Raw genomic sequence first — 19,196 nt, 5'->3', positions numbered from 1 at the left:
CGCGCTTTGTTCAGCGATGCAGCGTGTGGGCTCAGCGTGCAGCGGTCGCAGCAACCTTGAGGTTGGCAGCGTCGACGCGCTTCACACCCTTGATCTGCTGGGTCACGCGCACGGCCTTGTCGTGCTCGGCCTGGCTGGCCACGGTGCCGGTGAGGGTGACCACGCCATTGACGGTCTCCACCTTCACTTCGGTACCCGGGACGTTCTTGCTGGTCAGCAGGTCGGTCTTGACCTTGGTGGTGATCCAGCTGTCGGTGACCGGCTCGGCCGAGTCGTGCTTGTCGGCATGGGTCATCGCGGCATGATCGGTGGTCTTCGGCGGATCCTTGGCCATGGCAGTCGAGGTGCCCAGCACCATGCCCAGGGCCAGCGAAGCAGCAAGCAGATTACGGGTCGTGTTGGTCATGTTCGAATTCCTTTGCGGAGAGTGGGGCCAGTGTCCGTGCAGGGCCGTGGACAGGACGTGGGCGCCACATAACGCTGCCGTGAACCACTCAGGTTGATGCGGAATGGTTCAGATTTCCGCCCCGCAGGCACAACCGTTACGCTGTCCAGCCTCGATATGTTGGAGCGCACCATGGCCGCTGAACTGCAGGTGGGACTGATCGGCTATGGCTTGGCCGGCAGCGTCTTCCACGCACCACTGATCATGCATACGCCGGGCCTTGCGCTGCACAGCATTGTCAGCTCGCAGCGTGATCGGCTGCTGCGCAGCTTCACCGACGTGCGCATCTGTGACGACCCGCAGTTGCTGTTCGACGACCCGGCGCTCGATGCGGTGGTGATCGCCACGCCCAACGACGCGCATGCCCCGTTGGCACGCGCCGCGCTGGCCGCCGGCAAGCACGTACTGGTGGATAAACCGTTCGCCCTGAGCGTGGCCGAAGCCGAATCCGTGGTACGGGCCGCGCAGGAGGCCGAACGGGTCGTCACCGTGTTCCAGAACCGTCGCCATGACGCCGACTTCCTCACCCTCAAGCAGGTGATCGACGAGGGCAGCATCGGCCGCGTCGCCGAATGCCATTCCCATTTCGACCGGTTCCGCCCGCAGGTTCGTGATCGTTGGCGCGAAAGCGATGCGCCTGGCAGCGGGTTGTGGATGGATCTGGGGCCGCACCTGCTCGACCAGATGCTGCAGTTGTTTGGTTGGCCCGATGCCATCAGTGCAGATCTCATGGCGCAGCGCGAGCATGCGCTCGGCAATGACTATTTCCATGCGGTGCTGCATTACCCCCGGCACCGCGCGATCCTGCATGCCGGCTCGCTGGTCGCCGCGTCCGGCCCGCGATTCATCGTGCATGGCGACGCCGGCAGCTACCTCAAGGACGGGCTGGACGTGCAGGAAGATCAGCTGCGCCGCGGCATTGCCCCGGGCGCGCCGGGCTGGGGACTGGATCCGCAGCACGGTCACTTGGTGCGGATCGATGCCGACGGACACACCCAACGCAGCACCGTGGACAACGTGCCCGGCGATTACCGGGCGTTCTATGCGGCCTTCCGCGATGCGATGCTCGGCGTGGGCGCGGCCCCCGTCAGCACCGCGCAGGCGCTGCAGCTGATGCGCCTGCTTGAGGCCGGGGCAGAGAGTGCACGCAGCGGGCAGCGGGTGGCGCTCTGACGCGGTCAGGTCGTCTTGATCGCGTGGCCACCGAACTCGTTGCGCATCGCGGCCAGCAGGCGGTCGCTGAACGAATTCTTCTCGCGCGAGCGCAGGCGTTCGAGCAGTGACAGCGTGATCACCGGCGCCGGTACATCCAGATCGATCGCCTCGGCGACGGTCCAACGGCCCTCGCCGGAGTCTTCGACGTACGGCGCGATGCCATCCAGCTGCGGGTTGCGGGCCAGTGCATCGGCACTGAGATCGAGCAGCCACGAACGCACCACGCTGCCGTGCTGCCAGGCCTTGGCCACCTGCGCCAGATCGAGATTGAACCCGGTCTTGTGCTGCATCAACGCGAAGCCTTCCGCGTAGGCCTGCATCATCCCGTACTCGATCCCGTTGTGGACCATCTTGCAGAAGTGCCCTGCCCCGCTCGGTCCCAGATGCGCCCAGCCACGGTCCTCAGCCGGCGCCAGCGTGCGGAAGATCGCCCCGATCCGTTCGACCGCCGCCTGGTCACCGCCGATCATCAGGCTGTAGCCCTCCTGCAGGCCCCACACGCCGCCGCTGGTGCCACAGTCGATGTAGGTCACGTCTTCGCCCTGCAGCTGTTCGCTGCGGCGCATGGAATCCTTGTAGTACGAATTGCCGCCGTCGATCACCACATCGCCCTCGGACAGATGCGGCGAGAGGGACGCCAGGGTCTGGTCGACCACGCCGGCCGGCACCATCAGCCACACCACGCGCGGGACCGGCAGCGCGGCGAGCGTCTCGGCGATCGAGGCGCTGACCTCGAAACCGCGTTCGGCCGCCGCGGTACGTGCCGCCTCACCGGGATCGACACCGATCACGTGGTGCCCGCCGCGATGCAGGCGCTCGGCCATGTTGGCGCCCATGCGGCCCAGCCCGATCATTGCAATATCCATCAATCACCTCTATTCCGTTGTCGTGTTGTCTTGCAGGAAGGCTGTCGGCGGGGAATCGCACTGGCGAAGGCGTGCGTCGATCCAGCGCCGATACAGCGTGGTATGCAGGTTGTGCAGCCCCAGTTCGATCGCGAACGGTGTCCGCGGATTGCGATCAAGCAGGCGGGCGATGTGATACCCGATAGGACGTATACCCCGAGGATGCACGTAAATCAGGAACCCCTGGTAGAACGGATCGTCCAGCAAGGCATCCAGTTCCTTCAGCAGCGGTTGCTGCTCGGCCGGCACCTCGCGCCGCCAGATCGGGTCGCGCTCGATCAGCAGCCGCTCGAACCGGCGCGGCCCCGGGCCCGGCATGCGCTGGGCCAGCGCCCAGATACGCCGGTTGATCTGGTCGTAATAGGCAAAGCCCGCGTGCTCGCGCAGCGCGCGTGCCGCGGCATCGCTGACATCCACCACCACGAAGTTCTCGGCCTGGTTGTTGATGTCGTCCAGGTACTTTTGCTCGAACACGTGCTCGATGAAGCCGGGCGTGCCGACGAACGCCTGCCGCCCGCGCAGGGCGGTCTTCTTCGCCTTGCCGTCGGCCAGAAACTCACCGGCGTGCCGGCCGAGCAGGATGCTGTCGGTCTCGTGCAGGGTCAGGAAGGTGCCGATGGAGAGCTCATCGGCCGAGAACTCGCGATCGAACGCGGTATCGCCGTACAGCTCGCGCTGGGTCGCCAGTTGCGCGACCTGGCGGCCGACCCCGCATTCTGCCCGCACGCGCCCCTCATAGAAGGTCTGCAGCGCCGCGCTGTTGGCCTCGGCCGGCTGATAGCCGCGGCCGAAGCTGCGGAAGCGCTCCCAGCCCTTGGCCTGCGCGCCGCCGGCACCGAAACCGATCCAGCCCAGCTGCAGTGCCGAGAAGCGGAACCCCTCGTTGTCCTGCAGCGCGGTCGTCGCGCGGCGCGTGGCGGCGCCAAGCTGAAAGGCGTACGCACATACGGTGGCCGGGTCATCGAACAACGTGGGCAGCCAGGCCTGCCGCTGCGCCGCCGACCACTGGCGCGGCAGCTGCACACGCAGGTCGCCGGCGCTCTGTGCCTGGCGCAGATCGGCGCGTTCGCAGACCGGACCACCGTGCACCTTGGGGGCGTCGATGTCGGCTGCAGCGATCTGCCAGCCAAGCTCCTCCAGCACGCCCTGCGCACAGGACGACGCGCTCCACGCGCTGCCGGCCGGGATCAGCCCCAGCAGGGCCGCGAGCGCATGGCGGCGCCAGCGCCGCGATCCTGCTGCCATGGCCTGCCGCACCGCCGCCCGCTCAGTGCAGGGAGGCCGGGGTATCGCTCACCACCGTGGCAGGCGTCGCCTCGACCGCGGCGGCAGGTGCCGGTGCCGCCGCTGGCGCAGGCTCGGGCACTGAAGCGGCCGGCAGATACTGCTGCAGGCGTTCGAAGAAGCGACGGTAGAAGCTCGCATCCTGCACCGTGCTGCTGGCAACTTTCACCAGCGAGTCGTCATTGCTGCCAAACGGCAGCGACACCGAGCCAAGCGCCCCCACGCCGACACTGGCCGAGGTGGGACTCTTCTTCAAGGCGTAGCGGTCCTGCACCGCGCTGACGAACACCAGTGCCTGGTCCCCGCGCGGTGCGCAGGAGATGCGCAGCACCAGTTGCTCATGCTCGTCGTCCTTGGGCTGGAAATTCTTGTTGCCTTCCACGGCATCATCGCCGGCACGGGCAATCGCGTAGCCCTGGCTGAGCAGCGTCCGGCGCGCGGCTTCGCAGGCCTGGCCCGGTGCGCCGGGCACGGTACGCGAGTAGGTATCCCCGGAGTCGAACGACTCGCGGATCAGGGTGCTGTCAGCGGCGCGGCCGCCACAGGCACTCAAGGCGGCGACCACCGCCAGCAGCGGGATCGAACGTACACGACGAAAGCGCATGGCCGCTCCTGCGGAAATCCAGCCTCCAAGGATAGACCTCTGCGCGTTGGCGGGAGGTGGATACGCACAGGCCGCCCCGAAGGGCGGCCTGTGGAGTTGTCATCGGTTCAGCTGGCAGCTGCGGGGCGGTCAGTCCGCCCAGCGGCCCACCGCCGTCGACTGCGGCAGCACCTGGGCCGACAGCGGGCGGTCGGTCTCCAGCAGATTCACCGCATCGGCGAGGATCGCGGCCGATTCACGCAGCAGCGGATCCGGACGCTTCTCGGCGGCTTTCTCGCGGGCGGCATCCTTGACGATGTCGCGCTCGTTGCCGGTCAGGCCGTCGTCGTTGCTGTCATCGGCCAGCGGATCCAGATCCAGACCCAGTTCCTTGCGGATGGCCTGGCGGTCAGTGCGCTGCTTGTCCTGCTTCTCACGCTCGGCGCGGCGCTCGGCCTCGTTGAGCGAGATGTACTTCTTGGCCTTTTCGGCGCGGAACTGTTCGACGTCCTCGTTCCACCACTGGAACTCCTTGTCGGCAGCAATACGCGTGTCGTGGCGGCTTTCCAGCTTGGGCAGCAGCGGGCCGAAGTTGCCGTACTGGGTGTGCGGCACGGCGGCGATGCGGGTCCACGGCAGGGCATTGTCGTAGGTGCTTTCACCGTACTCGCTGGCGTCCACGCTGGCCGGGAAGGCCAGATCCGGGACCACGCCCTTGTGCTGGGTACTGCTGCCGCTGACGCGGAAGAACTGGGCGATGGTCAGCTTGACCTGGCCGAAGCGCTGGGTCTCGCCACTCGGCCAACGGTCGAGGTCGACGATGTTCTGCACCGTGCCCTTGCCGAAGGTGGTCTCACCGATCACCAGGCCACGGCCGTAATCCTGGATGGCGCCGGCGAAGATTTCCGAGGCCGAGGCCGAGCCACGGTTGATCAGCACGGCCAGCGGGCCGTCCCACGCCACCACTTCGCTGCGGTCACTGTTGACGGTGACGCGGCCACCGGACTCGCGCACCTGGACCACCGGGCCCTGTTCGATGAACAGACCGGTCAGCTCAATGGCTTCATCCAGCGAACCACCGCCGTTGTTGCGCAGATCCAGCACCACGCCATCGAGCTTGTCGGCCTTGAAGCCGGCCAGCAGCTTGGCCACGTCGCGGGTTGCAGAGGCGTAGTCGGCGGCGTTGCGGCGGCGGCCTTCGAAATCCTGGTAGAAGGTCGGCAACTTGATCACGCCCACCTTGCGCGCCGGCTCCCCGTCCTTGGCCGGGATGGTCAGGGTCTCGCCCTTGGCGGCCTGTTCGGCCAGACGCACCTTCTGGCGGGTCAGCACCAGGGTGTGGTGCTTGCCGTCGACGCCCTCTTCGGCCGGGATGAACTCCAGGCGGACCTGGGTATCGCTCTTGCCGCGGATCTTGGCCACCACATCATCGATGCGCCAGCCGATCACGTCTTCCAGCGGACCGGATTTGCCCTGGCCGACGCCGACGATGCGGTCGCCCGGCTTCAGCGTGCCATTGACGGCGGCCGGGCCACCGGCGATGACCTCGCGGATCACCACCATGTCGTCCTGGCGCTGCAGCTGCGCGCCGATGCCTTCCAGCGACAGCGACATCGCCTGGTTGAAGTTCTCGGCGGTGCGCGGGGTGAAGTAATCGGTATGCGGGTCCACGGCGCTGGTGTAGGCGTTGAGGAAGAACTGGAACACGTCCTCGCCCTTGAGCTCATTGACCGACTTTTCCAGCGTGGCGTAACGCTTGTCCAGCGTCTTGCGGATCTCGGCCGGCTGCTTGCCGGCCAGCTTCAGGCGCAGCCAATCGTTCTTGACCGACTTGCGCCACAGATCGTCCAGTTCGGCGCTGCTCGCGGCCCACGGCACGTCCTTGCGGTCGTACTCGAACTTCTCATCGGTGCTGAAATCGAAATCGGTCTTGAGCAGCTTGCGCGCATAGCCGACACGCTCACCGACGCGCTGCTTGTAGACCGCGAACACCTGGAACGCCGGCTCCAGCTCGCCGCCGCGGATGGCGGTGGCGATGTTGGCCTCGAACGGCGCGAAGCGGGTGATGTCGGCCTGGGTGAAGAACTGCTTGCTGCTGTCGAGCGACTCCAGGTAGCGCTTGAAGACGTCCTTGGAGGTCGCCGCATCCAGTGCGCGCGGCCGGTAGGCGTATCGGCTGTCCGAGAGCAGTCCGTAGACCAGCTTGGAGGTGGTCACCTGGTCGGCCGTGGCAGCCGAAGGCAGCGCGGGCGAATCGGCGTAGGCGGCCAGTGCCATCGGCGCAGTGAGCGCCAGGGCCATCAGGAATGCGGGGGCTTTGAATTTCATGGACTAGCTCGTGGCACCTTGCCAAGGGAGAGACTGCGTGCATTACAGACACCACGACAGTGCCGAAAGTTGCCGCGTTTGTCACCGGGGCCTTCAGCCTACCGAGGCCGTTGGAGAAATTTGTGAATACCGGCGGGATCAGCAGGCAGGCACAGGACTGCGGCCATCCGCGGTTCAGGGCCGCGGCCGGGGAAAGACGTGTGGGATTGGCAGAACGGGCCCCGAAGGGCCCGTGGGATCAACCGGCGACGCCGGCGTCGGCCGCCTGTCGATCGGCGTGGTAGGACGAGCGCACCATCGGACCGGAGGCGACGTGGCTGAAGCCCAGCGCATTGCCGTACTCCTCCAGTGCCTTGTATTCCTCGGGGGTCCAGTAACGCAGCACCGGGTGGTGATGCGCGGTCGGCTGCAGGTACTGGCCGATCGTGATCATGTCCACGTCGTGCTCGCGCAGGTCACGCAACGTGGCCTGGACCTGCTCCAGGGTCTCGCCCAGGCCGAGCATGATGCCGGACTTGGTGGCGATCTCCGGATGCTGGGCCTTGAACTTCTTGAGCAGGGTCAGCGACCACTGGTAGTCCGCGCCCGGGCGCACATTGCGGTACAGGTCCGGCACGGTTTCGATGTTGTGGTTGAACACATCCGGCGGGTTGGTCGCCAGGATCTCCAGCGCGCGCTCCATACGGCCCTTGCCACGGAAATCCGGGGTCAGCACTTCGATCTTGGTCTTGGGCGACTTGGCACGGATGGCACCGATGCAGTCGGCGAAGTGCTGGGCACCGCCGTCGCGCAGGTCGTCACGATCCACGCTGGTCACCACCACGTACTTCAGGCCCATGTCGGCCACGGTCTGGGACAGGCTGGCCGGCTCGTTGGCGTCCGGCGGCTTGGGCCGGCCGTGGGCGACGTCGCAGAACGAGCAACGGCGGGTGCAGACCTCGCCGAGGATCATGAAGGTCGCGGTGCCGTGGCTGAAGCACTCGTGGATGTTGGGGCAGCTGGCTTCCTCGCAGACCGTGACCAGGCGGTTCTCGCGCAGCTTGGCCTTGAGGTTCTGCACGGCGTTGCCGGAGGGAATCCGCACGCGGATCCACGACGGCTTGCGCAGCACCGGCACGTCGGCGAACTGCACCGGCGAGCGGCCGATCTTGTCACCGCCGATCTGTTTGACGCCCGTCTGCAACGGGGCGGCGGACGGCGTGTCGCCCTGCACGACCTGCAGGGGAATGAGGCGAGCGGTGGTTTCAGTCATGGCCTTGGTCGGCGGCGTTCATGCCGCGTCAGTCAAATCGGGTAGTTCAGCGGCCGGCTCGAGGGCCAGGCCGAACTGGCGGGCCAGATGGCCCAGCAGCACCGGCGTGACGGCCGCCATGCCGGACGGTCCCCCCAAGTCTACCACCGAGGTCACCTGCAGCCCTTGATAGCCACAGGGGTTGATCCGGCGGAACGGTTCCAGGTCCATGGCCACATTGAAGGCCAGGCCATGGAAGGTGCAGCCGCGGCGGACGCGGATGCCGAGCGCGGCCACCTTGGCCCCGCCCACGTAGACCCCGGGCGCGCCATCCAGGCGCTCGGCGCCGATGTTCCAGTCGCCCAGGGTGTCGATGAGGGCCTGTTCGATCCGGCACACGTAGTCGCGCACGCCGATCCCCAGCCGCCGCAGCTGCAGCAGTGGGTAGATCACGATCTGGCCGGGGCCGTGATACGTCACCTGGCCGCCACGGTCGACATGCAGCACGGGAATATCGCCGGGGGCGAGCACGTGCTCGTCCTTGCCGGCCTGGCCCAGGGTGAACACCGGGTCGTGCTCGACCACCCACAGCTCGTCCGGCGTGTGTTCGGTCCGGGCATCGGTGAAGCGCTGCATGGCATGCCACACCGGGGCATAGGGCTGGCGGCCGAGGTCACGCACGATGGCCGGTTGCGGCGCCCGGTCGCCCGGGGCCGCGGCAGTGGCGCAGCTGGCTACAGCGTCCACTTCACTTCCGGGTGGTCGCGCAGCGCGTTGTGGGCGGCATCGTACTGTTCGCGGTTGTCGGCCTTGAACACCAGTCGCACGGACACGTACTTGCCGTTGGACGAGTGTTTCCAGCTGACCCGCTCGGTCAGTACTTCCAGGCCGGCGAGCTCGAGCAGGCGCGGCAGTTCGCGTTCCAGGTCGTTGCCGGCCGCGCCCATGGCGCTGAGTTCGAACTGGCCGGGGAACTGGAAGCCGTGGTCGGGGTTGTCAGACTTGATCTCCATGACCGGGATTATGGGGATGCCTGCGCCCGAACCCAAGCGCTGCTTGATCGTGCGCACACTGGCGCCCAACGGTCCGTGAAAACACCCGCATCGTGTTTAAAACGCAGCAGTGCGTGCGCAGCGCTGTTCACGACATCACGCTCTGACTACGCTGTATCGGCTTAAGAAAGCATAAATCCTCGTCTGGTATCCCATGTCACTGAAGCCCTTCGCGCTGCCGGCCGCCCTTGCCGGTCTCCTGGCCTTGGCCGCCCCTGCCGCCCATGCCGCGACTCAATGCGGGCCCGATGCGATGCGCGAGCATCCGCCCCAGGTCAACTTCCGCGTCGACAACGATCTGTTCGGCGGCAAGGACCAGGATCAGGGCTATACCAATGGCGCCCAGATCACCCTGGTCTCGCCAAATCTGGTCGATTACACCGACGATCCCTGCCTGCCGCGCCTGGCACGCTGGGTCAACAGCCATCTGGAGCGGCTGCACCCGGGCGAGTTCGAGCAGCAGAACATGATCTTCAGCCTGGCCCAGGGCATTTTCACCCCGACCGATTTCACCCGGAAGGACCTGATCGAGGACGATCGCCCGTATGCGGGCGTGCTGATCGCCAGCTTCGGGTACAACGCGCGCCGCGGCGACCGCCTGCAGACGACGCAGCTGGCGGTGGGCGTGGTGGGGCCGTGGGCGCTCGGCGAGGAGGTGCAGAACGCGGTGCACGAGCTGCTGGGCGACGAGAAGTTCCAGGGCTGGGACAACCAGCTGCACAACGAACCGGTGTTCATGCTGACGCATGAGCGGATGCGACGTTGGCCGGCCGATGCCAGCGAGAACCTGGGCGGCTGGGGCTGGGATGCGATCAGCCATTACGGCGGCGCGGTGGGCAACCTGGCCACGCACGTCAACGCCGGTGGCGAGGTGCGCTTCGGCTGGAAGCTGCCGGACGATTTCGGCAGTACCCCGCTGCGCCCCGCCGGTGAGAACACGGCGCCGACGCGCGGCGGCAAGCCGAGCGGGTGGTCGTGGCATCTGTTCGGGACCACGGATGCGGCCTGGGTGATCCGCGATATCACGCTGGACGGCAATACGTTCCGCAACAGCCACCGTGTGGACAAGCGCCCTGTGGTGGCCCAGGCCGGTTATGGGCTGGCGGTGATGCGCGGACGCTGGAAGTTCGCGCTGGCGCGGTACCACAGCACGCGCGAGTTCGATGGGCAGCGTGAGGCGCCGGTGTTCGGCAGCTTTACCATCAGCCGCTCGCTGTAACGGCGCCCGGACCAGAAGCCGGCCAGCGGCCGGCACTGCCGGGCAGACGGAAGGGACGCGCAAAAAAAGACCGGCTTTCGCCGGTCTTTTTTTCAGTGCGGTCGAATCGGATTACTCCGATTCCCACCACATCCAGAAGCTGTCCCACAAGCGCTTGAAGAAGCCGGCTTCTTCCACGGCGGCCACGGCCACCAGCGGCGCCTGGGCGACGACCTGGTTGTCCAGCATCACCTTCAGGGTGCCGACCTGCTGGCCAGCGGTGAAGGGGGCTTCGAGGGTCTTGGGCACATCGATGCTCGGCTTGAGATCGTTGTAACGGCCGCGCGGGACGCTGACCAGCATCGGCTGGGCGACGCCCAGCTGCAGCGTGGCGGTCTTGCCCTTCCACACCTTGTGCTCGGCCACGACCTTGCCCGGCTCGTACATGCGGTGGGTTTCGAAGAAGCGGAAGCCCCAGTTGAGCAGGGCCAGGCTGTCATCGGCGCGCTGCTTTTCCGAGCCGCCCCCCAGGACCACGGCCACCAGGCGCTGGTCACCCCGCTGGGCCGAGCTCATCAGGCAATAGCCGGCTTCGGAGGTGTGACCGGTCTTGATGCCGTCCACGCTCTGGTCGCGCCACAGCAGCAGGTTGCGGTTGGGCTGGGTGATGCTGCCCACGGTGAATTCCTTCACCTTGTTGTAGGCGTAGGTTTCCGGGTAGTCACGCACCATCGCACGGCCCAGCAGGGCCAGATCGTAGGCGGTGGTGTGGTGGCCCGGCGCGCTCAGACCATGGGCGTTGACGAAGTGGGAGTCCTTCATGCCGATCTTGGCGGCGTAGCTGTTCATCAGCGAGGCGAAGGCTTCTTCGCTGCCGGCGACGTGCTCTGCCAGGGCGATCGCGGCATCGTTGCCGGACTGGATCGCCATGCCCTTTTCCATGTCTTCCAGACGCGCGGTCTGGTTGACCGGGAAGCCGCTGTAGCTGCCATCGGTGCCCGCACCGCCTTCGCGCCAGGCGCGCTCGCTCATCATCACCTGGTCGTCGGTACGGACCTTGCCGTTCTTGACCTCGGCGGCCACGACGTACGAGGTCATCACCTTGGTGATGCTGGCCGGGGCCAGTTGTTCGTGCACGTTTTCACCGGCCAGGACCTGCCCGGTGGCGTAATCCATCAGGATCCAGGCCTTGGAAATGCTGGGCTTGGGCGCCGGCGGGGTCGCGACGGTGGCCGGGGCGGCGGCGGGAGCAGGCGCCGGTGCCGGGGTCGGCAGGGGGGTCTGGGCGGAGACCATGCCCACGAACAGGGTCGTGGCCATGGCAGCGGCGGCAAAGCGGAATTTCATCGGACAGCAAGCTCCTGGAGGGCGCCAAGGGGGGGATGAGGGATAACGGGCATTGTAGGCCCAAGGAGCGGCGGCACGCGCTGGCGTGCCGCGTGCGATGGAAGGCTCAGTCCTTCACGATCTGCGGCGCCCCGAAGCCCAGACCGGCAATCCGGCCGGCAAGTTCCGAGGCACTGGCATGGTCGGGCGCCGGGACGCGCAAGCGCCACAGGGTGCGTCCGCCACTGACGATGTCGCTGATGCTGGCCCCGGCGATACCGGCCGAGGACAACTGGCCGAGCGCGCGGGTGGCGTTGTCGCGGCTGGCGAAGCTGGCGACCTGCAGCAGCACGCTGCCGAGCACCTGCTGGGAGAGCGTCGCGCCGGGGGCCGGTGCCGGGCGCGCCGCCGGGGCGGCGGCGGGCAATGCGGCCACCGCCACCGGGGCGGTGTTGATGCTGGCGGCCTGGGTGGTGGCCGGCTTGCCGGTGGCCACGCGTACGCCGTTGTCGCGCATCCAGTGATCGAAATTGTCGGCGTTGCCCGGCTTGGCCGAGTCGGCCACGCGGTAGCGGTACTGCTCGCCGGCCGGTCTGGCGGCGGCGGTCGCCGTGGCAGCCGGCAGCTTGCCGACCAGGGCATCCATGTCGCTGGCGCTGCGTGCCGCCGCGGCCGTGGAGGTCGCGGCGGCCGCAGCGGCGGCAACATCCCGGCGCTCACGGCGGCTGGGCTTGTCGGCCAGCAGGTTGTCATCGCCCGGGGCCAGCGCGCGGACTTCGACGTTGCCGGTGCCGCGCTGGGTGATACCCAGGCGCACCGCGGCTGCGTAGCTGAGATCGACCACGCGGCCATCGTGGAACGGGCCACGATCGTTGACCCGCACGATCACCGATTCGCCGTTGTCCAGGTTGGTCACCCGGGCGAAGCTGGGCAACGGCAGGGTCTTGTGTGCGGCGGTGAAGGCGTACATGTCGTACACCTCACGGTTGGACGTCAGGCGGCCATGGAACTTGGCGCCGTAGTACGAGGCGGTGCCCTTTTCGGCATACCCGCGCGTCTTGTCCATCACCTGGTACTGCTTGCCCAGCACCACGTACGGCGATTTGTTGCCAACCGGCGAACGCGGCAGGTCCACGACCTCCGGCTCCGGGATGCAGGCCACATTGGGAATGTAGGTCGGGGTACTGTCATTCACGCCCGGCTTGTACAGCCCGCCAGCGCGATAGTCGCCGCGCGTGCTCGGGTCTTCGGACGCGGCCTTGTAAGGCGAGCCTTCAGGGCAATGCGCCGGACGCCCGCCTTTGCCCTGCACCACTGCGCCGGACGGCTTGCTGCTGCCGGCGGTGCTGCCACCGGGTTTCTTCGGCGCACTGCTGCAGGCGGCCAGTGCCAGTATCAAACAACCCGGGATCAGCCATCTGGAGCGTGCGATCGTGATCATGCCGGCGGCAACTCCTGTCCAGCGATGGCCTGGGACAACTGGTACACGGCCATCGCATACATTTTCGAGAGGTTGTAGCGGGTAATGGCGTAGTAGTTCTGGAAGCCCAGCCAGTACTGCTTGCCGGTACTGCCTTCCAGCGTGATCGGCGTGGCCGTCAGGTCGGCCGCGACCGGCACGCTGGGCTGGTAACCGCGCTGGGCCAGCTCGGACAGGGTCCAGGTTGGCGCCCATTCGGTCGGATTGAACGCGTCACGACCGGCCTGCAGCGTGGCCGGCACGGCGACCGGGCCACCGCGGACCCAACCGCCCTTCTTGACGAAGTAATTGGCGATCGAGGAGAAGACGTCGTCATAGCTGTTGAACAGGTCGCGACGGCCATCGCCGTTGCCGTCCACCGCATAGTCCAGATAGCTGGAGGGCATGAACTGGCCCATGCCCATCGCGCCGGCGTAGCTGCCCTTGATCGCGGTGATGTCCAGCTTCTCGTCGCGGGTCAGTGCGAACAGGCGCGCCAGTTCGTCGCGGAAGAACAGCTCGCGGCGCACTTCGCGTTCGAGCTTGGCCGGATCGCCACTGCGCGGGTACTTGAAGGCCAGCGTGTACAGCGCATCGAGCACCCGGTAGCTGCCGGTGTTGCCGCCGTAGCTGGTTTCCACGCCGATGATCGCCACGATCACCTCGGCCGGCACACCGGTGCGCTGCTGCACCCGCATCAGTTCATCGCGATGCTGGGCGAGGAACTTCTTGCCGCCCTCGATCCGCGCCTGGCTGATGAACATCGGCCGGTATTCGTTCCACGGTTTGACCCGCTCGGCCGGGCGCGACATCGCCGCGATGATCGGGTCGCGGATCTGCGCCTGGGCCAGGGTCGCCTCGATCTGCCCGGCAGGAATGCCGTAGCGGGCGGCGGTATCGCGCACGAAGTTGGCGCGGGCCACCTCGAACGGGACCGGGGTCAGGTCGACCGGGGCTGCGTTGGCACCCGCTGCCTCGGGGGCGGCTTCAGCCGGGCCCTTGCTGCCGGGAGGCGGGGAAACGGGAACACCCGAGGCCTGCGGCGACGGTGAAGGAGTCTGCGGCTGGGTCGCACAAGCGACCAAACCGAGCGTGAGCATGCAGGCCAGGGAGCGTCGGATCATCGCGGCAGGTTAGCAGGTCATGGATGAATTAAAACCCCTAAGACCATGAATCTCAACGGATTGCCCGAGTTTTCGCGGGGCCGTTAAGGCGACGTGTAGACAGGCGCCGCATCGTTCCCCATTCATGTTTGCTCAACGGCCAGGGCGGGCTGGATGATCGCAGCGTCTGATCTCCGCGCGGATGCGCGTCCCGCCGCAATCCATGCGCGATGCGCAGGGAGACGACGCAGGTCTCACTTTTTCGGGTGCCGCCGACGTGCGAAGAGGTCCGCCGGCTGCGCCCCCATCCCCGTGGACGCAACCGGCCAAACCGGACCCGATCGGCAGCAGCGCGGCGCGCATCTCCCCAGCGCGCGCCTCGCCCTTTCTACCTGTGAGGTCAACTGCTCCCCGCCTGACTTCCCCGTCGCGATGCTTGGCTCAGCGCGTCGTTGTTGGCGGGCCGCCATTGTGCAGGCCGTTTGCGACATGTCCATTGATCGAGATCAAGTCACTTCATATCTGTGCGCCACTTCTCACTTTTACCGCAGGACCTTGACCGCGCCTGCACCTGAAAGCGTTTCCGCGTCGCGGGCGCGCGCAAATCGTCACCGCCATCGCTTACGTGGGATGCACCGGCTGATGCTGCCGCGCCGCCATCACCAGTCCAAAACTGGCCAGCAGCGATACCGCCGAGGTACCGCCATAGCTGATCAGCGGCATCGGGACGCCCACGACCGGCAGCACGCCGGAAATCATGCCGCCGTTGACCAGCACATAGACGAAGAACACCAGGCCAGTGGTGCCCACCAGCAGACGCGAGTAGCCGCAGCGCGAGTGGCTGGCGATCCACAGGCAGCGCGCGGTCGCGAACAGGAACAGGCTGAGCACCACCGCCACGCCGACCCAGCCGAACTCTTCGGCCAATACGGAGAACGCGAAGTCCGTGGTGTACTCGGGCAGGAAATCCAGCGTGGCCTGGGTGCCCTGCCCCCAGCCTTTGCCGTGCATGCCACCTGAGCCAATCGCAATCTTGGACTGGATGATGTTCCAGCCGGTGCCCAGTGGATCGTTCTCCGGATACAGGAAGGTCAGCACGCGATCCTTCTGGTACTGCCGCAGCAGCCCGAACCACGCCAGCGGCGCGGCCACCGACAATCCCCCCAGCGCGACGGCCATCCACCACCAGCGCAGGCCGGCCAGCAGCAGCGCGAATACCCCGCTGGCGGTGACCAGCGTCGCCGTGCCGAGATTGGGCTGCAGCAGGATCAGCACCGCCGGGCCGCCGATCAACACAGCCGCGGTCAGCACCGCACGCGGCCGCGGTGGCAACGGCTGCTTGTGCAGGTACCAGGCCATCATCATCGGCAGGCTGAGCTTGAGCAGTTCGGAGGGCTGCAGGTAGAACACGCCCAGGTTCAACCAACGCTGGCCGTACTTGCCGGTGCCGACCACATACACGGCCAGCAGCGGCAGCAAGGACAGCGTGTAGATCCAGGGCGACCACGCGCGCAGCGTCACCACCGGCAGCCGCGACAGCCCCCACAGCGCGGCAAGCCCGGCGCCGTAGCGCATCGCCTGCGCCTGCACGGGCCCGTCCACGCTGTGCAACACGGCCAGCCCGGCCACCATCAGCAGGCACAGCGCGCCCAGCAGGGGCAGATCCAGCGTGCGGAAAAAGAAATGGAACACGGCGCGTGCGCGCTGCAGTAGTTCGACCATGCGGACGACTCCTGTGGATGACGCGACGCACAGCAGGAGGCGACACGCGAACAGAAAGCGGACCCGCAAGACGGGCCGGCGCGAGCGCAGGACCGTAACACGCAAGGGCGCAGCAATCCTTAGCCGATACGTACCGCCAGGCCACGGCGTACGCGTCGCGCGCGCTCAGCCGTAGCCGCCGTGCACCGGATTGTGACGACGCACTGCCATCACCAGACCGAAACCGGCCAACAGCGACACCGCAGACGTACCGCCATAACTGATCAGCGGCATCGGCACGCCGACCACCGGCAGCAGGCCGGAGATCATGCCGCCGTTGACCAGCACATAGACGAAGAACGCCAGCCCGGTCGCGCCAGCCAGCAGCCGCGAGTAAGAGTCGCGCGACTGCGAGGCGATCCACAGGCAACGCCCGATCACCACCAGGTACAGCGCCAGCACGATGGCCACACCGATCCACCCGAACTCCTCGCTGAGCACGGAGAACGCGAAGTCGGTGGTCTGCTCGGGAATGAAATTCAGGTGCGACTGCGAGCCCTGCCCCCAGCCCTTGCCATCCAGGCCACCCGAGCCGATCGCGATCTTGGACTGGATGATGTTCCAGCCTGCGCCGAGCGCGTCGCTCTCCGGGTCCATGAACATCATGATGCGGTCCTTTTGATACGGCCGCAGCAGCCAGAACCAGGCCACGGGTGCGGCCGCGGCGACACCACCGACCGCCACGCCGACCCACCACCACGGCAGGCCGGCCAGCAGCAGCACGAACGCACCGCTGGCGGCGATCAGCACGCCGGTGCCGAAGTCCGGCTGCAGCATCACCAGCCCGGTTGGCACACCAATGATCACCGCGCTGGTCAGCACCGTGGAGAAGCGTGGCGGCAACGGCATGCGATGCAGATACCACGCCACCATCATCGGCAGGCTGACCTTGAGCAGCTCGGCCGGCTGCAGGTAGAACAGCTTCAGATCCAGCCACTGCCGGCCGTACTTGCCGGTGCCGAGCACGAACACGGCCAGCAGCGGAATCATCGAGATCGCGTAGATCAACGGCGTGGCCGAGCGGATGCGCAGGATCGACACCCGCGAGATCACCCACATCGCGCCCAGGCCAACCGCGAAGCGCGCCCCCTGGGCGAACACCAGGCCGTCGCCGCCGGCACTCTTGAGCACCGCCAGGCCGATCAGCATCAGCGCGCCCAGCGCCAGGCACAGTACCCAGTCCAGCGAGCTGCTGAAGCGGACGGCCATGTCGACCGACCAGCGCAGGAAGACCTTCATCGTGGCCGCTCCGGTGCGGTCGGGGGCGGGGTGGCACTGGGCACGGGTGCACCGGGTGCCGGCGCAGGGGAAGGCGCCGGCGCGGCAGGCACACCCACCACCACCGGCAACAGCTCCAGTGCCGCCACCGCGGCATCGCCCGCGTCGCGCGCGGTGGCACCGCCGCCGTCGAACGCGGTGATGCCGATCGCGGTGGTGCCGCGCTCGCTGTCCAGCGGTTCCAGGCCGTCGGGCATCTTGCCCAGCAGCCAGGCATCGAAAATCTTGCGGGCGATCGGTGCGGCGGCAGAGCCACCGTAACCGCCGCCTTCGACCGCGATCGCCACGGCGATGACCGGATTGTCAGCCGGCGCGAAGCCGACGAACAGGGCGCGGTGGCGCAGGTGCATCGGCAGGCTGCGCGGGTTCACCGCCGCGGTACCACGGCGGCTGATCACCTGCGCGGTACCGGTCTTGCCGGCCATGACGTAAGGCGCACCCGCAGCCGCCCGGGCGCCACTGCCGCCAGGCTGCATGGTGCCCATCATGCCCTCGCGCACCGCCTGCAGGTTGCTCGGCGTGGGGCTGATCGGCTTGCTCTCGCCCGCCGGCGTCGCGGTCCAGTCCGCATCGAATCCCGCGCGCTGCTGCATCACCAGGTGCGGCTGGCGCAGCTGACCATCGGCGATGCCGGCCACGCCATGCACCAGTTGCAGCGGGGTGACCTTCCAGTCACCCTGCCCGATGCTGACGTTGACCGTATCGCCGGGGTACCAGCGTTCCTTGCGCGATTTGTACTTGGCTGCCGGCGAGGGCAGGATGCCGCCGATCTCGCCGGTCAGGTCGATCCCGGTCGGTGCACCGAACCCGTAATAGCCCATGTAGTGGTCGAAGCGATCGATGCCCAGGTCCAGCGCGAGCTTGTAGTAATACGTATTCACCGACTGGGTGATCGACTTGCGCAGATCGGTCCAGCCATGGCCGCCACGGTTGGCATCGCCCCAGCCACGCGAAGTGCCCGGCAGATAGAACATGCCGGTGGACAGGATCTTGTCTTCGGGCTTGCGCACGCCGCTGTCCAGGCCGGCCAGGCCGATCAGCGGCTTGATCGTCGAACCCGGCGCGACGCCGCCCAGCACCAGGCGGTTGAACTGCGGCCGCGAGGGGTTGTCGTTGAGCGCCTTGAAATCGGCATGCGAGATGCCGTTGACGAACAGGTTGGGGTCGTAGGATGGCAGGCTGACCATCGCCAGCACTTCGCCGGTGCGCGGGTCCATCGCCACCGCTGCGCCTTCGAACTCGCCGAAGGCGGCGACCATCGCGCGCTGCAGATCGGCATCGATGGACAGCCGCAGATCGCTGCCCGACTGCGCCGCGACCCGGCCGATGGTGCGGATCGCGCGGCCCTGCACGTTGGTCTCGACCTGCTCGTAGCCGACCTTGCCGCGCAGCTGCTGCTCGTAATAGCGCTCCAGCCCGGACTTGCCGATGTGGGTCAACGCGGCATTGCCCTCGCCCAGCATCTCCAGGTCCTTGTCATCGACCCGGCCGACGTAGCCGATGATGTGCGCGAACAGATCGCCGTACGGGTAACGACGGGTCAGGTACGGCTCCAGCTCCACGCCCGGGAAGCGCCAGCGGTCCACCGCGAAGCGCGCCATCTCTTCATCGGTGACACGCAGCTTGAGCGTGACCGGCAGGAAGCTGCGACGCGCCTTGCGCGACTTGTTGAAGGTCTCGATATCTTCCGGGCTGAGCGCGAGGATCGTGGACAGGCCCGCCAGGGTGGCGTCCATGTCCTTGACCTTGTCCGGGGTGATATCCAGGCGGAACGCCGGTACGTTCTCGGCCAGCAGCCGGCCGTTGCGGTCGTAGATCATCCCGCGCCCCGGCACCACCGGCCGCGGCTTGATCCGGTTGGCCTCCGAGCGCGTGGCGTAGATGTCGTGGTCCATCACCTGCAGCTTGAAGTACCACCCTCCCAGGCCGAACAGGCATACCAGTACACCGAGGAAGCCCAGCGCGGCACGGCGCCGGAACTGTTCTGCCTCGGCATGCGGATTCTTGGCCTGGCGGCGCATGTACATG

Annotated in this window: 16 protein-coding genes; 2 read left to right on the top strand and 14 right to left on the bottom strand. The window is 67.2% G+C overall.

Features of this window, described 5'->3' with window-relative positions; all coding sequences use genetic code 11:
- Nucleotides 1-31: 31 nt before the first annotated feature.
- Entirely contained in the window at nucleotides 32-406 is a 375-nt protein-coding gene (locus ACWV8V_RS14450; RefSeq protein ID WP_121039870.1) for a BON domain-containing protein, read from the bottom strand.
- Between the two features lie 171 nt (nucleotides 407-577).
- Between ACWV8V_RS14450 and ACWV8V_RS14445 the strand changes: the two genes are divergently transcribed.
- Nucleotides 578-1,618 carry an oxidoreductase gene (locus ACWV8V_RS14445; RefSeq protein WP_455900046.1) on the top strand — a complete coding sequence of 347 codons (1,041 nt, stop codon included), beginning with the start codon at nucleotides 578-580 and terminating at the stop codon, nucleotides 1,616-1,618.
- Between the two features lie 5 nt (nucleotides 1,619-1,623).
- Here ACWV8V_RS14445 and gnd read toward each other — a convergent pair whose 3' ends face one another.
- The 7 genes from gnd to ACWV8V_RS14410 all read right to left on the bottom strand — a co-directional run bounded on the left by gnd (nucleotide 1,624) and on the right by ACWV8V_RS14410 (nucleotide 9,004).
- Nucleotides 1,624-2,526, bottom strand: coding sequence for a phosphogluconate dehydrogenase (NAD(+)-dependent, decarboxylating) (gene gnd, locus ACWV8V_RS14440; RefSeq protein ID WP_455900045.1), 903 nt, complete (start codon nucleotides 2,524-2,526; stop codon nucleotides 1,624-1,626).
- A 9-nt stretch (nucleotides 2,527-2,535) separates the two neighbouring features.
- On the bottom strand, nucleotides 2,536-3,810 hold the full coding sequence (locus ACWV8V_RS14435) for a hypothetical protein (protein ID WP_455900044.1): 1,275 nt from the start codon (nucleotides 3,808-3,810) through the stop codon (nucleotides 2,536-2,538).
- Between the two features lie 22 nt (nucleotides 3,811-3,832).
- Nucleotides 3,833-4,453, bottom strand: a complete 621-nt coding sequence (locus ACWV8V_RS14430) for a DUF2242 domain-containing protein (RefSeq protein WP_455900043.1) — start codon at nucleotides 4,451-4,453, stop codon at nucleotides 3,833-3,835.
- Nucleotides 4,454-4,582: 129 nt separating this feature from the next.
- A complete protein-coding gene (locus ACWV8V_RS14425; RefSeq protein WP_123730170.1) occupies nucleotides 4,583-6,760 on the bottom strand; it encodes a carboxy terminal-processing peptidase in 2,178 nt (725 codons plus the stop codon).
- 238 nt (nucleotides 6,761-6,998) lie between these two features.
- Complete coding sequence (gene lipA, locus ACWV8V_RS14420; protein WP_121039885.1) at nucleotides 6,999-8,012, bottom strand: lipoyl synthase; 1,014 nt, start codon at nucleotides 8,010-8,012, stop codon at nucleotides 6,999-7,001.
- A gap of 18 nt (nucleotides 8,013-8,030) precedes the next feature.
- The gene (gene lipB / locus ACWV8V_RS14415) at nucleotides 8,031-8,738 is read right to left on the bottom strand and encodes a lipoyl(octanoyl) transferase LipB (RefSeq protein ID WP_346468915.1); all 708 of its coding nucleotides are present in this window, start codon (nucleotides 8,736-8,738) and stop codon (nucleotides 8,031-8,033) included.
- A complete protein-coding gene (locus tag ACWV8V_RS14410) occupies nucleotides 8,726-9,004 on the bottom strand; it encodes a DUF493 family protein (RefSeq protein WP_121041243.1) in 279 nt (92 codons plus the stop codon). The genes lipB and ACWV8V_RS14410 overlap by 13 nt, the downstream gene beginning before the upstream one ends.
- 193 nt (nucleotides 9,005-9,197) lie before the next feature.
- Here ACWV8V_RS14410 and ACWV8V_RS14405 point away from each other — a divergent pair, with 193 nt between their 5' ends.
- Nucleotides 9,198-10,262: a lipid A deacylase LpxR family protein gene (locus tag ACWV8V_RS14405; RefSeq protein WP_259259085.1), complete on the top strand. Its 1,065-nt coding sequence runs from the start codon at nucleotides 9,198-9,200 to the stop codon at nucleotides 10,260-10,262.
- A gap of 111 nt (nucleotides 10,263-10,373) precedes the next feature.
- Here ACWV8V_RS14405 and ACWV8V_RS14400 read toward each other — a convergent pair whose 3' ends face one another.
- From ACWV8V_RS14400 to mrdA, 6 genes are all read right to left on the bottom strand, one after another.
- On the bottom strand, nucleotides 10,374-11,588 hold the full coding sequence (locus ACWV8V_RS14400) for a D-alanyl-D-alanine carboxypeptidase family protein (RefSeq protein ID WP_259259083.1): 1,215 nt from the start codon (nucleotides 11,586-11,588) through the stop codon (nucleotides 10,374-10,376).
- A 106-nt stretch (nucleotides 11,589-11,694) separates the two neighbouring features.
- Nucleotides 11,695-13,008 carry a septal ring lytic transglycosylase RlpA family protein gene (locus tag ACWV8V_RS14395; protein WP_259259082.1) on the bottom strand — a complete coding sequence of 438 codons (1,314 nt, stop codon included), beginning with the start codon at nucleotides 13,006-13,008 and terminating at the stop codon, nucleotides 11,695-11,697.
- On the bottom strand, nucleotides 13,005-14,150 hold the full coding sequence (mltB, locus tag ACWV8V_RS14390; RefSeq protein WP_346468913.1) for a lytic murein transglycosylase B: 1,146 nt from the start codon (nucleotides 14,148-14,150) through the stop codon (nucleotides 13,005-13,007). Before mltB ends, ACWV8V_RS14395 begins: the two co-directional genes overlap by 4 nt.
- A gap of 600 nt (nucleotides 14,151-14,750) precedes the next feature.
- Nucleotides 14,751-15,851, bottom strand: coding sequence for a rod shape-determining protein RodA (rodA, locus tag ACWV8V_RS14385; protein ID WP_455900042.1), 1,101 nt, complete (start codon nucleotides 15,849-15,851; stop codon nucleotides 14,751-14,753).
- Between the two features lie 165 nt (nucleotides 15,852-16,016).
- Nucleotides 16,017-17,129 (bottom strand): rod shape-determining protein RodA, encoded by a 1,113-nt coding sequence (gene rodA, locus ACWV8V_RS14380; RefSeq protein WP_259259079.1) that lies wholly within the window; start codon nucleotides 17,127-17,129, stop codon nucleotides 16,017-16,019.
- The gene (gene mrdA / locus ACWV8V_RS14375) at nucleotides 17,126-19,195 is read right to left on the bottom strand and encodes a penicillin-binding protein 2 (RefSeq protein ID WP_455900041.1); all 2,070 of its coding nucleotides are present in this window, start codon (nucleotides 19,193-19,195) and stop codon (nucleotides 17,126-17,128) included. Before mrdA ends, rodA (ACWV8V_RS14380) begins: the two co-directional genes overlap by 4 nt.
- Between the last annotated feature and the right edge of the window lies 1 nt (nucleotide 19,196).

The sequence above is a fragment of the Stenotrophomonas sp. Ker107b genome (assembly GCF_053847245.1).
This window is presented reverse-complemented; position numbering and strand designations above follow the sequence as displayed.